We start from the raw sequence: 13,480 nt of genomic DNA, 5'->3' as shown, positions 1-13,480 counted from the left end.
AGGCTCAAGTGTGAACGTCTTGCTCTAACGCTGAGCAATTCTCGGGCGCAATCGTCGCGCGGCAATCTGTTCCGCACAACGCCCTCGGTATCGGAGCTCATGAGTCGCCTGGACTGGATTTGGCCGCGATCGCTGCGACAAGGGCGTCGATGAAGCCATCAGCGCGTAGGCGTAGGTGTCCCGTGCAGCTTTCCACGTCCACGACTAGATCTTCGCCGCCATCGACGACGACAGTTATTTGGCGGCGGCCATGGCCAAAGTGGTAGTCGTCGAGGGTGACCTCGGCGGCTAAGTGCACTGTTCTGATGTTGGAGATCAGGTGAATCGAGCCGGTGACCGTCAACGCATTCTCGTCGCCCCTCGCCGTCAGTTGTCCGAGCGCGTTGCCCTTCAGCCAGTAAAGTTTTCGCAGACGCCCTTGCTCGTCTCGCATGCCCGCCCAGGCATCAACCGGCCAGCCTGTAAAACTGTTGACAGCTAACGCGAATGCCGAACTGGCTTCGCCATCTGGCGACCATCTGTCGCCTCCAGTCAGTTCCTCACGAATCGCCTCAACATCGTTCATAGGTGCGGACAATATGCGCTCCGACCGACAAGCGCGCTCCCCGGCGGCAAACCCATCTCGAGGGTTGCTCTGATGGCGCTCCGCGGCGGGGTCAGCGCCATAGCCTCTGATTTCTCGATCCGGCAGGAGCAGCCACGTGTGCTCACGGCTATTTCGCTTCGAGCGAAAGTCTCAGCTCGCATACGTGGAACGGGGACAATATGAGCTAATGCTTGAATACGAGTGTTCAGCGAGCGGGCAGCCGGTATCCGGCACTCCGCCGACCAGTATGTCGTGCCCAAGTTGTGGCAGATCCGTGAACACCGTCCAGGACATAGATGGTGCCTGGGTCGTCGAGATCCACAGCATGATGGCCGCAACCGAGAATCGGCGCCGCCAGCACGACACGTCGTAATTCGAAACGTCTGAGCGTGCGGCTAACCGGTTCTGTCGGATACAGCTGGGAGGGTGATCCCTATGCGCCCCGAGGTGTGGCAGGTGGTTACTAGCACCGCGCCCGTTGTGCTCGTCACCGGGGACACCGGGACCGGAAAGTCTTCGGTCCTTCAATCAACTCTCGCGGAGTACGCGAGCACGGTCGTGGCGCCGCCGGTATCAGTGTGCCTTTTCGACAGTGGGGCGCTGCAAGTGGCGCTGTTTGAGGCTTTGGCGACAGTGCTTGCCACTGCGGGACCCGGCGAATCAAAGTGGCGCGATCTGGCGAAGCGCTTTCGGCATGCGACCCGTGAAGCGGCCCTCGAGGTCGGGAAGGCACTCGCGGATGCGGTCGCCGAGGAGGTGGTTGAGTTCGCGAAGACCAAGCTTGGTGAGAACGCCGGCAAGGGATTGCTCAAGTTTTGGAAGTCACTGAAAAAGGATACGAGCCCAGACCTACGACGTACGCTCCGTGCGCAGTCCGACACCAACGTCGTTCGACTGCTAATGCAAATGAGCGACGAAGTCGCCAGCGTTGTTGGTCGAGACCTCGTCATCACCCTGGATGAGGGCAACCGTCTGCGCGATGACGATCAACGAATTCTCGCTTCTATCGCTGCCGCACCGGCGCGTCGCGTTCGGATCGTGATCGCGTGGTCGACTGCGGAAATCGATTCGTTGCCGGGCTTGGTGAGACTCAGAAAGTTGAGCGTGCCGGAGATTGAGGTCGCGGGCTTAAGTCGTGAGGACATCGAACGGTGGCTCACGAGTGTGGGTATGGCACAGATGACCGACGACATTCACGCGCTAACGGCGGGCTACCCGCTATTGGTTGAAGGCCTCGTCGCATACCTGCGAAGCGGCGGCCCCCTCGACCGATACTCAGCACCAACGCTTTTCAACGATGTGCTGGCCGACGCGCTCACGCGACTGCCGACAGACGCCCATCATGCTGCACGCAGACTGTCTGCTTTCGCGTACCCGCTGCCCGAGAGCGAGATTCCGGGCTATCTCGGTGTTGACGCTGTCGCGTGGGGTGCAATGCGCAATGCTCTTGAACGCGAAAAAGTTTTCTCCGTGCCCTACCCCGACGGCACGTGGTTCCACGAAACACGGCGCGCTTACCTATGGGGCGCTGTCTTAACCAAGCCAGAACGCGAGCAAGTCGGGCAGTCGGCATATTCGCGGCTACTCGAGCAGCAGCGCCGTGCCGAAGCCACCTACTCCGCAGGCCTTTTTCGGCAGATATCTGCCCTGGCTCCCTACGCCCACGAAAGCCTTGCCGCCAGCCCCACATTGGCGTCGGTTATAGGCCTGGATGTCGACCAGCTGGGCGTACTCGCAGCCGTCATCGAATTGACCAACGTCGAATCAGGATCACCCACGCCTGCAGACCAGGTGGTTATCCATGCGCATACCGCATACGGGGTCGATCGAGCCAAAGCGATCTACGCCCTCCAGGCCCTTCAAGAGTTGAAAATTGTTGATTTAAACGAGATTTCAAGCGATCCGCCCGATACTGCAGAGTCGGTGACAGATCTGCTGCTCGATTACGAATCCGACATCGTCGCACGGGGTCGGATCCAGGCAGTATTGGGCAAGGCCGCGGTGCCCCATTTGGCTGATCACGTCGTCCGCGCTCATCTGGAGCGTGTGAGGCTCGAGTCATATGCAATGATCACCCAGGTTGGCGACGCCGACGCTATGCAAGTCATCGATAATGCCAATCTCGTTCGCGCGCCGGCACTATTCCGGCGTGTCGGCGATCCAGCTCTCGGCATATGGCTTCGCTACGGCGACCAACCAGTAACTGTGGTCGGAGTTTTCAATACGACCGCCGACCGCGCTGCCGCCGAGCGCGAGATCGCCGACCTTTCGAGCAGCTCATTCGGCCGACGCGTAGTAGTAGACCGAACCTTTAAAGATCCGACACACACAATCCCTTCGCTCAGGTTCATGCGAGCTGTCTATTTCGCGACAGGTCTCAGCGTCCATTCCGATCATCGCGAATACTGGCTCGACCATCCGCCGCCGCTACCGATGCTCGAGTTCGCGCAAAGGCAAGTCGACCTACTCGGCCTATTGCGCTCGGAGACAGACGAACTCGAACGCGAAGTCTACGGCCTAACCCAACTATCCGGAGTTGCCATCGCACGCCAGGGCAAGACGGAATACCGCCTTGACGTCCAGGGAGCAGCACACGTCTACTCGATGGACTTTAATAAGACAACTGACATCCTGGCAAACAGGTCACTCGTGTCAGCCCGAATGGAGCTGGCGCTTGGCCTTACATCAACTGCCTCGACGAAGCACCTAACCACTCAGACATGGCAAGGAGAGCGGACTCAAGATCCCGTGGTCGAACTGCTGGGCACGCTTCGGAAGCAAGCCGAAAAATTCAATACGCGTCAACCGCGTACCGTCGTACGGCTCGAAAAGGGTTTACTGCAAGCTCAATTGGCGGAAGCACACATCCGCGAGCAACATCTCGCGCGTAAGTTATCTGAGACAATCACCATCGGCGGCGAGCGCGGAATTCGCCCCATGAGAGCACTGCGTGTCGCGATATTGACGCATGGGCGCCGGGATCGACCAACTCAGCGTGGAGCCATCTGCGCATGGCCTGAAGGAGACCCGGATGACGTCGAGATTCGCTACGTGTCAGATGTACCGCACGACACCGCGGAAGGTGCTTACAAGGCGGCATTCGGCACTGACGCCGACACGACGGACCTCCACGGCAGCATGCTGCCGGCAGTGCTGGCGTCCCTACTAGGTTTTGCCGATAACGAGATCGAGCTCGCGGATTGATTCGATAGGTGGCTGAACTGGGGTTATGCAGCGAAGATTAGCAAGCCTCTGCGACACGCCGAAGTTTTGTCAAAGTAGCCAGGCGTGTCTTGTCAATCTTCGCTGCATCTCGACAGCAGTTACGCATTATCGGCGCGCATTGACAGCGCGCAGTAAGTGTCCGAGACGTTCGACTGCCGCTGGGTATTCGTGTTCCGACGGTGTCCCGTAGCCCACCACTATTCCGGCAGTGCCGGGGTCGCGGTGCCAGAACGGCGCCAACGCGGTTAGGGCAATCTCCCGCTTGCGCGCAGCGACCATGACGTCAGCCTCCGTTAGTCCCGCGGGTAACGAGACGACAGCGTGAAGACCGGCGGCGACCCCATGTACCGACATCGCCGGCGCAGCGTTGCCGAGGGTGGCCAGTAGAGCGTCGCGGCGCTGCCGGTAGCGCCGGCGCATCCGTCGGACGTGGCGGTCGAGCGCGCCCGACTCGATCAATTCGGCGAAAGCCAATTGGGCGAGGATGTCGGTGCCGCGGTCGGCGCGGCGCTTGGCCTCGATGACCGCGCCGAGCAAATCGGCAGGCAGGGCGAGCCACCCTAGGCGGATGCCTGGAGCCAGAATCTTGCTGGCACTGCCTGCGTAAACGACATGCTCCGGGGCGAGTCCTTGCAGCGCGCCGACGGGATGGCGGTCGTAGCGAAACTCCCCGTCGTAGTCGTCCTCGATCACGTACGCGCCGCGTTGCGCGGCGATGCGGGCGAAGTGGGCGCGCCGATCGGCGGCCAGCGTCGCGCCCAGCGGGGCTTGGTGGGCGGGGGTGAGGACGGCTGCCGCAACCGATGATGTGCTGAATCCTTCCGTCCGGGCGCCGCCGTGGTCGACGTCGAGGGGAACGACCTCGAGCCCGCTGGCGATGGCTGACGCGCGGTGATCGGGAAGGCAGGGGTTCTCCAGGGCGATGGCCTGGGCTCCGGCGGCGGCGAGCGCGTCACACACCAGCCGCAAGCCCTGCGTGAAACCGCTGCAGATGACGATCTGCTCGGCGCTGGTGAGCACTCCGCGCACCCGGCCCAGGTAGTTAGCGAGCACAGCGCGCAGCCGCGGGGACCCGCGCGGATCCAGCGGACCGAGTTCGGAATGCGGGGTGACCTGGAAGGCTTGCCGCAGTGCGCGCAGCCACTCCGTGCGGGGAAACATGCTCAGGTCCGGGCGCCCGAGGCGAAAATCCGCGACGATGCGGGGAGCAACCGGTTCGGCATCGGGCTGTGGCCGCGGATGCAACGCGTGGGCCACCTCGGTGCCCGCACCGGGCCGAGTACGCAGGTATCCCTCGGCCACCAGCTGCGCATAGCTCTCGACGACGGTTCCGCGTGCCATGCCGAGTTGCTCGGCCAGCGCGCGAGAGGACGGCAACCGTTCGCCGGCGGCCAGACGGCCGTCGCGGATGGCCTGCCGCAGCGCATCTTCGAGCGCCGCGCGGCGACCGCGGCTCGGCGCAAGCTCCAGGTGCAGGTCGACGCCGGTGCCGATACTGGTCCACGAATTAGGCATCAAATTGGACCATACAGGCGAACCGGTTGCCTTGTAGTTTCGGACGCGTGATCGCGAAATCACCGCAGCGCGGAAGAGGAGGAGTGGTGACCGCCCGACGCGTGGAGACCAAGGCGAGTTTGACTGCCCAGGTCAACGCAGCGCAGCGGGCAGCAGAAACGCTGCAGTTCGCTCGCCGTGGCCTCCTCGACGACCCGTACTCGCGGCATTTCGTGCGTCATCCGGCGTTGCGGGCCATGCTGGTTCACCGGCTGCCGGCCGGCGCCGCCGTGCGGGTGTTCGACCGGCTCTGCGGTGGACTCCACGCTCACATCGTGTTGAGGGTCCGCTACACCGATGACGTCTGTCAGGCCGCGATCGGCGATGGCATCGATCAACTGGTGCTGCTCGGTGCCGGGTTCGACACGACCAGCCTGCGCCTGGCCGGGATCCCGCTGACCATCTTCGAGGTGGACGCGCCGACGACCCAGACGGATAAGCGCCCCACAATCGAGAGGCTGTTGCCGTCGTCCCGGAAGTGCCAAACGGTATGGGTGCCATGCGATTTCGAGCATGACGCGCTTCGCGAACGGCTACTCGCCAGCGGATTCGATCCGTTCAAGCGCAGCGTGATCGTGTGGCTCGGGGTCAGCCCGTACCTCACCGGCCACACGATCGAACAGACGCTTGCCGATCTCTCTGTCTTGTGCGCGTCGGGCAGTCACCTCGTCGTCGACTATGTCGATGCCGGGGTCATCACCGGCACCACCCGGTGGAAAAGCGCCCAGCGGGTGGCCCGGGTGGTGGCGCGGCGCGGCGAAGCGTACCGAAGTGGCTTCACCGCAGCAGATCTGGACGCTGTGCTGGCGGCCCATGGGTTTGAGCGCTGCGAGCATGCGACCGTGTCCGCACTACTACAGCGCTATGACTCGGCGCATGCCAGCAGATTGACCGGCGACGACTGGCTTGCGATCGCCTCGGCCCGCCGGGTCTGACCAATCCAACCGATCGAAACGAGGGAAATGACAGGAAAACTCGACGAACCAGCCTCAGCGACGGCAGCCGCATTCGTGCAACAATTTCGTGAGGTGTGGGCCGCACCCACGATCGGACGTCTGGACGCCCTGACCCACCCGGACGTCTGTTATACCCAACCGCTACTTGCCGACGTGCGTGGTCGCGAGCAGGCCAGCGCGTACTGGCGCCGAGTCTTCACTCTCATGCCGGACCTGCACATCGACGTGGTGAACTGGGCGGTTTCCGCTGACAACCTCGTCTACATCGAGTTCTTGATCAAGGGAACGCTCGGCGGCACGTCCGTATCCGTTCCGGCGATCGACCGCTATGAGCTCGACGGGTCCGGACGGGTACGGCGGCGGATCTTGTATTGCGATGCGCTGACAATGGCTGCGTCGGTGGTGCGCCGACCCCGGGCGTTGGCGGCGCTGCTGCGGCAGGGTACGCGAATCATCCTTGCTGCGGGCATTTCCGCGATCCAGTCGACCCGGCGGGGTGGCGATCGATGACGGGGCCGACGGCGGCGGCTCACGAGCTAGGGCGGCGGCCCGAAGACGCCGCCGCTTTCGTCGAAGCCGTCGCGCGCGCGACCAACGAATGCCTCACCGACATGGTGTATGACATCTACGCCCCCGACGCCCGGGCGGTGATGATCACCGACGGCGCACGCGAGGAATCAGTCGGCGTGCTCGCCATCCACGACGCGTACGCCAGGAATTGCGCGGCATTCAAAGCACGCCGGTTCACACTTGAAAAGCAGCTTGTCGCCGCCACCGAGGACACCATCGTCAACGAGTGGCGCGGTGGACCGCGCGGGCGCCACCAGGGTTGCGGTATCGAAGTCTGGCGATTTGACCACGAGGGCAAGGTGATCGACCTGCGCCTGTACAGCTACCTGAAAGTCCGGCCCACCCTGCACCCACTGCAGATACTGCAGCTGATGCTCGGCTCGCCAGGGATGACGCTAGCCGCCGGCTGGGCGAGACTTCGTCAACGCTGATTTGCGACGACTTTCGACCGATTACCTGTCACGCCGTGCTGCTTGATTGGACACACCGGCGCATCGAAATCAGCAAGCGGTACGGAACAACCTGTGCCGCAGGCATGTTGGCGTCTGTGTCGACCGTAAGTTGTGGAACCACCGTGCTGGCGATGAGTCTGCAGTCGGCAAGTTCCGGCTGGATCTCAGTTTCGACAGAATTGGCCCAGCGCTCCGTAAGCTGGGCTCGCCTGGCAATCGCCCTGGGCTGTACGCAAGGGGTTATCCGGGATTGAATGGTCGATGCAGGCCTGGCGGTCGACCGGATCGGTGATGCCGTCGCAGGGATCGTCGGCGTGCGCTTGTCCGTGGGATACACAAAGGGATGCCAGCGCGATGGCCGCCGCCGCCGACATCCTCGTTATTGCCGTCTTCATCTCAACTGCTTCCTCTGACCGCTCAGCTGTGGCCGTGTCGTCGTCACCAATACCAGTGTCGCACTGTCTTCGCCGAAACCGACCGAGTAAAGCCAACGCCCGGCATGGAAAGAGATGCTCTCGTAGGCGTGATCACCGCGCGGAGCTGCGTGATGCAACCGGACGCTCGCCAGCAGCAAAGTTTGCTCAATGTTCAACCGCTCGAGCTCCCCCTGTGATAGACCACTAAAGTGCCCCGGCACCGTTAGCCCGACATTGAAGGATTACCAGCATGGCTACCGTGCACGGCTTTGCCGCATCTGCTAACGACGTCGACCTTTGACGGGGCGGGCATGGACTTTTCGGCTCCTCCCGAGATCACCTCAGCACTAATTCATTCTGGGCCGGGGCCTGGATCATTGCTCAGCGCTGCCACCGCATGGCGCCAGTTGGCGATCGAGCTGGGGCGCACGGCCTCGGATTACGCCAGCACTGTGGCCGCCACCCCCTGGCAGGGACCATCAAAGACGGCGATGACCCTCGCTACGGTTCCCTACATCGCCTGGCTAAACACGACGGCGATGCAAGCCGCTCAGATGTCGGTGGCGGCCACCACCATGGCCAGCTCATTCGTCGCCACCCAGGCAGCTGTGGTGCATCCGAGCGTCGTGGCCGCAAACCGCGCACTGCTGTCTCACCTGATTGCGACGAACTTCTTCGGCATCAACTTTCCGGCCATCGCCGCCACCGAGGCCCAGTACATGGAGATGTGGGCGGGTAACACGACCGCGCTGATGGCCTACCACGCCAGCAGGTTGCAGACCATGGCGATGCCGACATTCTCGTCTCCCGCCGCTACCACCAACTCAGCCGGCGTGGCCAACCAGCGCGCTGCCGTAGCCGCTGCACAGGCCGCTGCCGATCCGCCCGCGTTGAACCTTCCGACGGATCCTTTCTTCTCGAATCCCACCATCGGTTTCTTCCTTAATCAGGAAGCTAGCGTCGTCCAGAGCGGGTTCCCGTTCAACGCCCTTGCTGCGTTCACTGGAGGCCATGATTTCGTCCCCGGCCAGTTCCCAGACGTGCTGGCCCCCACCCCACGCAACCTCGCTCTCGCATACAACCTCACCGGTCCAGAGGCCGTTGGAGGGGTGCCCAATCTCTACGCTCCTCCCGCCGCTGAGGCCGGGGCGGTGGAAGCTTCGGTCACCGCGAATATGAGCAAAGGATTGTATGTGGGCAACCTCGTGGTCCCGCCTTCGGCGGTCACCTCCCCGATTCAGTTGGCTGCCACCGAGGCCCCGTTGGTGGCAACCTCTGCAGAAGGCGCTCCACTGATCCCGATGTTCGTTCCGCCGATGCCGCCGGGAGCGCGGAAGGCCCAGCGGGATAAGCCGGACGAGAAAGGTTATGGACCGCCGATCTTTGGCAACATCATGCGGCGGCCTCCCTCCGGGGGCTGAGAGGTCGGACGGCGAACGTCCTGGCCAATTGCTGTTGACCATCGCTGCACCAAGCCAACGCTTTCGGACTTCCGGTTCACCACCTACCGACCTCGTCGCCTTTGCCACGCGAGAGTACCTGCCGCGAAACACGTTGCTAAGACCGTCGATTCAGAACGCCATGTCGTAGCAGACCCACAGCAGCGGGCCGACCACGATGAATGCCAGCAGGGTGACCCCCCCGACGATCCGCCACGCGATGGTCGAGCGGAAGATCACCGCCGTCACCGCCGAAGCGGTCGCCAGGACTGTCAACACGGCCGCGATCACAACTTCGGTGCGCGCTGACTGCACTGCGGCTTCGGACAGCGGCGGGAAGAAGCCGGCTTCCAATTTGAACGCCAGAGCTTGATTGCTCTCGGCGATCAACAACAGCGAAAGCGCGAGCATCATCGCCGCCAAACCGGCCAGCGACAGGCAGGCTCCAAAGATGTTGCGGTTGCGGGGCTCGATCGGGCCCGTGTAGTGGGGCATCTCGTCCACACCCAGATCGTAGGGGCTAGAGCCACGGCGGCGCGGAAGAGGCAAAGCCGCACCGGCGAGGCGTTGTTGGCCGAGGTGTAGCCGGTGTGTGACCTTGCCGCGACGGCGGCGCAGGACGCTCAACACGTGACGGTAATCGCGGCCATCGCCGCGCTCGCGATAGCAGCATGCATCGGCTACTACTTCGGACGGCGTACGGCCTCGACACCGCCGAGCTGGAAGAAGCGAACGAGTCGGATCGCGCTGGGCAGGCAAGCCTTCAACCTGCTCGCGATGATCGCTGCGCGCCGGATCCAGCAGCGGTTCCAAGCGGTCCCAGGCATGGCCGCCGGATGGGGGTTGAGAGCCATTGCGCCGCTTCAGGTTCGACACGGTGCAGTGGCGCGGCTGCGGCCCTACTAGGGTGCACTGATATGGCTGTACTGCAGGGCAAAGTGGCGTTGGTGACCGGCGCGTCGTCGGGCCTGGGCGCCGAAACGGCGAAATTGTTTTCCCGCGAGGGCGCAACGGTTTTCGGTATCGGCCGCGATGCGGATCGCTTGGCCGCCGTGTTCGCCGCCGTCGAGCGGGGCAAATTCGCGTCGGTAGACATCGGTGCGGCGCGGGCCTGCCGGGACGCGGTCGAGCAGTGTGTCCGTGATTTCGGTGGACTCGACGTCCTTGTCAACGTCGCCGGGCGACACCAGATGCGCCGCACGGAGTCGATGACCGACGACGACTGGGAACAAGACCTTGCGGTCAACCTCAACGGGCCTTTCTACCTCTGCAGGGCGGCGCTGCCTCATCTACTGGAACGCGGCGGCAGCATCGTCAACGTCAGCTCCATCGCCGGCGTCGAGGGGCAGGCGTATTCGGCCGGCTACTGCGCCGCCAAGCACGGCCTGATCGGCCTCACCCGCGCGCTGGCCGTGGAATACACCGCGGATCGGTTGCGCGTCAACGCGGTATGCCCCGGTGGCATGCTCACGCCGCAGATCGAACAATTCAGCGCGCCAGACAATCCCAACTACGACCTGATCATGCGCACGGCCGCACCGCGCGGCATGATGCAACCCCTCGACGTCGCCAACGTGATCGCCTTCCTCGCCAGCGACGTCGCGACCGCCATCCATGGGGCTGTCTATCGGGTCGACAACGGTAAAGGCGCCGGCTAGGAAACGGTCAGCACACAGGCCGCTACGGCCCGTCATTACCAGAGCAGCGCGTCGAACATGAGCGCGGTGCCGGCGGCTGTGGAGGCCTGGTAGAGCGGTTCCCACCGAAACGGCCGCGCGGTCGTCGGCACCAGGGTCGTGCGGCGTTCGCCGACGAAGCGGTACGACCAATACAGTGCAACCGCGGCAAACCCAGCCATCAGCATCCAGTTCGCGGCGGCGATCCAAGAGAATTCCGCCGGCGCTGCAGGCATTTCGGGTGAGGGCACCTTCATCCCTGGCATGTTCATAGCCGTCGAGTCGGGCCGTGAGTGAAGGCGTGCGGGAACACCCGACAGGACTCCGCTCATCAGCGCGTACATCCATGCCATCGCCCCCATCATCGCCGCGTAGTAGCACATTTTCAGTCGCTGACGGGATACTGGCTGGGCCCACACGGCGGTGCCCACGAACCAGACCCCGGCAAGAAGAAAGAACAGAATCGGCCCTGCCGCCGGGAGGTCGACCCCCACGCGCCACACCATCGAAACCATCGCCATCGACATCGTCAGGTGTATCAGGTGATTGACCGTCCCCGTCCATTGATCGCGTTGTGCGACAGCGACGTACGCATACATCGCGACGCTGACGCCGAATAGGACCGTGACGGCCCAGCGCAGCGCCGGGTCACCGATCATGGCATGCAACATCGTGATATTACGAACACCGCCTGCGGCACCGCAGCCTTGCAGCGAACCTGCGTTGCGTACATGGCGCCACCGTACCCCTATGGGGTATTTGATCCAACCGCCGTCAAAGGGTGTCGGCGAATAGCCGCCAGCCTGGCGCACGTGCCCGGGGGCGGTAACGGTTCGAGCACGTTTCGGTCACCCCCCGACACGTCGTGTGGCACTACGGGTCTCGTGGTCGACAATTCGGGCATGACGCAATCGCGGGAGTCCGACGATGGCGCGTGAAATCTCGCGGCAGGCGTTTTTGCGGGGCGCCGTCGGCGCGTTGGCCACCGGCGCCGTCCTCGGCGCGCCCCGGGTGACCGCCGATCCGAGACCTACCGGGTGGGAAAGCCTGTCCACCGCCCTCGGCGGGAAGGTGCTGCTTCCGGATAGCCCCCAATTTGCCGGTGCCAAGCAGGTTTTCAATACCAACTACAACGGGTTGACGCCGGCGGCAGTCGTCGCACCCACGTCCGCGGCCGACGTGCAGAAGGCGATGGCGTTCGCGGCCGCCCACAACCTCAAGGTCGCCCCACGCAGCGGCGGCCATTCCTACATCGGCGCCTCGACCGCCAACGGCGCCATGGTGCTCGACCTGCGCCAACTGCCCGGGGACGCCAATTACGACGCCGCAACGGGGCAGGTGACGGTGACGCCCGCGACGAGCCTGTACGCGATGCACCGGACGCTGGCCGCGGCCGGCCGCGGCGTGCCGACGGGCACCTGTCCCTCGGTCGGTGCCGCGGGGCACGCGTTGGGCGGCGGCATGGGGGCCCAGTCACGGCATGCGGGCCTGCTGTGCGACCAGTTGACGTCGGCGTCGGTGGTGCTGCCCAGCGGTCAAGCTGTGACAGCATCCGCCGCCAGCAACCCCGACCTATTCTGGGCGCTGCGCGGTGGCGGTGGCGGCAACTTCGGTGTGACGACCTCGCTCACGTTCGCCACGTTTCCCACCAAGGACGTCGACGTCGTCAACCTCAACTTTCCGCCGCAGTCCTTCGCGCAGGTTCTCGTCGGTTGGCAGAACTGGTTACGCACCGCCGATCGCAGCAGTTGGGCGCTGGCGGACGCCACCGTCGACGCGACGGGGATGCATTGCCGGATCCTGGCGACCTGCCCGGCCGGATCCGGAAACAGCGCCGCGGCCGCGATCACCCAAGCGGTGGGACTGCAGCCGTCGGGTACCGAGAACCACACCCTCAACTACCTGGATCTGGTGAATTATCTGGCCGTCGGGAACCTCAACCCGTCTCCGCTCGGGTATGTCGGCGGATCCGACGTGTTCGCCAACGTCAACGCGGGCGTGGCACAGGGGATCGCCGCGGCGGTCAATGCCTTTCCCCGCGGAGCCGGCCGCATGCTGGCCATCATGCACGCGCTGGACGGCGCCCTCGCCACGGTGGCGCCAGGCGCCACCGCCTTTCCATGGCGCCGGCAGTCGGCGCTGGTGCAGTGGTATGTGGACACGGGCGATCCGGCGGCCGCGACCAATTGGCTCAGCACGGCACATCAAGCGGTGCAACAGTATTCGGTCGGCGGCTACGTGAATTACCTCGAGACCAACCAGCCGCCCTCGCGCTACTTCGGCCCGAACCTCTCGCAGCTGAGTGCCGTGCGGCAGAAGTACGATCCCGGGCGGGTCATGTATTCGGGGCTGAATTTTTAGCCGCACAACGCCACCGGAGGCCGGCACCGCGGGTGGCTCAACCTCGATGGTTAGCGGGGCTCGGCACTGGGTACTTCCAGTGTGTCTGTGGCAAGTTCAGGGGGTTGGCGAATGGCAATCGAGCACGGTCGTGCGCGGTGCCCGCGGTGCATGGCGTGGGCGCAGTACCGGTTTCTTGAGCGGGATGACGCCAAGCTCGAATATCAGGTGGATTGCGATGCATGCGGGAGCCAATACTCCGAGGT

Annotated in this window: 12 protein-coding genes; 8 read left to right on the top strand and 4 right to left on the bottom strand. The window is 63.9% G+C overall.

From position 1 onward, the window contains the following. Positions 1-97 precede the first annotated feature (97 nt). Positions 98-565 carry a hypothetical protein gene (locus AC5Y30_RS07065; RefSeq protein ID WP_499917363.1) on the bottom strand — a complete coding sequence of 156 codons (468 nt, stop codon included), beginning with the start codon at positions 563-565 and terminating at the stop codon, positions 98-100. 456 nt (positions 566-1,021) lie between these two features. Here AC5Y30_RS07065 and AC5Y30_RS07060 point away from each other — a divergent pair, with 456 nt between their 5' ends. Next, positions 1,022-3,790 carry a P-loop NTPase fold protein gene (locus AC5Y30_RS07060; protein ID WP_499917362.1) on the top strand — a complete coding sequence of 923 codons (2,769 nt, stop codon included), beginning with the start codon at positions 1,022-1,024 and terminating at the stop codon, positions 3,788-3,790. Between the two features lie 126 nt (positions 3,791-3,916). Here AC5Y30_RS07060 and pdxR read toward each other — a convergent pair whose 3' ends face one another. After that, positions 3,917-5,326, bottom strand: coding sequence for a MocR-like pyridoxine biosynthesis transcription factor PdxR (gene pdxR, locus AC5Y30_RS07055; protein WP_499917361.1), 1,410 nt, complete (start codon positions 5,324-5,326; stop codon positions 3,917-3,919). Positions 5,327-5,412: 86 nt separating this feature from the next. On the opposite strand from pdxR, the gene AC5Y30_RS07050 reads away from it, so the two are divergent. From AC5Y30_RS07050 to AC5Y30_RS07035, 4 genes are all read left to right on the top strand, one after another. Continuing rightward, a complete protein-coding gene (locus AC5Y30_RS07050) occupies positions 5,413-6,300 on the top strand; it encodes a class I SAM-dependent methyltransferase (RefSeq protein WP_499917360.1) in 888 nt (295 codons plus the stop codon). Between the two features lie 27 nt (positions 6,301-6,327). Continuing rightward, positions 6,328-6,831: a nuclear transport factor 2 family protein gene (locus AC5Y30_RS07045; protein WP_499917359.1), complete on the top strand. Its 504-nt coding sequence runs from the start codon at positions 6,328-6,330 to the stop codon at positions 6,829-6,831. Beyond that, entirely contained in the window at positions 6,828-7,322 is a 495-nt protein-coding gene (locus tag AC5Y30_RS07040; protein WP_499917358.1) for a nuclear transport factor 2-like protein, read from the top strand. The genes AC5Y30_RS07045 and AC5Y30_RS07040 overlap by 4 nt, the downstream gene beginning before the upstream one ends. A 748-nt stretch (positions 7,323-8,070) precedes the next feature. Further along, positions 8,071-9,180 (top strand): PPE family protein, encoded by a 1,110-nt coding sequence (locus AC5Y30_RS07035; RefSeq protein WP_499917357.1) that lies wholly within the window; start codon positions 8,071-8,073, stop codon positions 9,178-9,180. Between the two features lie 150 nt (positions 9,181-9,330). Here the strand turns inward: AC5Y30_RS07035 and AC5Y30_RS07030 are convergent, their stop codons facing one another. Further along, complete coding sequence (locus tag AC5Y30_RS07030) at positions 9,331-9,702, bottom strand: hypothetical protein (RefSeq protein ID WP_499917356.1); 372 nt, start codon at positions 9,700-9,702, stop codon at positions 9,331-9,333. 126 nt (positions 9,703-9,828) lie between these two features. Here AC5Y30_RS07030 and AC5Y30_RS07025 point away from each other — a divergent pair, with 126 nt between their 5' ends. Continuing rightward, positions 9,829-10,104, top strand: a complete 276-nt coding sequence (locus tag AC5Y30_RS07025) for a hypothetical protein (protein WP_499917674.1) — start codon at positions 9,829-9,831, stop codon at positions 10,102-10,104. Positions 10,105-10,115: 11 nt separating this feature from the next. Further along, positions 10,116-10,856 (top strand): SDR family NAD(P)-dependent oxidoreductase, encoded by a 741-nt coding sequence (locus AC5Y30_RS07020; protein WP_499917355.1) that lies wholly within the window; start codon positions 10,116-10,118, stop codon positions 10,854-10,856. A 35-nt stretch (positions 10,857-10,891) separates the two neighbouring features. On the opposite strand, the gene AC5Y30_RS07015 is transcribed toward AC5Y30_RS07020, so the two are convergent. After that, complete coding sequence (locus AC5Y30_RS07015) at positions 10,892-11,533, bottom strand: DUF5134 domain-containing protein (RefSeq protein WP_499917673.1); 642 nt, start codon at positions 11,531-11,533, stop codon at positions 10,892-10,894. Positions 11,534-11,801: 268 nt separating this feature from the next. Here AC5Y30_RS07015 and AC5Y30_RS07010 point away from each other — a divergent pair, with 268 nt between their 5' ends. Beyond that, positions 11,802-13,235, top strand: coding sequence for an FAD-dependent oxidoreductase (locus tag AC5Y30_RS07010; protein ID WP_499917354.1), 1,434 nt, complete (start codon positions 11,802-11,804; stop codon positions 13,233-13,235). The last annotated feature ends 245 nt before the right edge of the window (positions 13,236-13,480 follow it).

The organism is Mycobacterium sp. NGS27, from assembly GCF_059813005.1.
The sequence above is the reverse complement of the archived record's forward strand: the minus strand, read 5'-3'. Positions and strand labels throughout refer to the sequence as shown.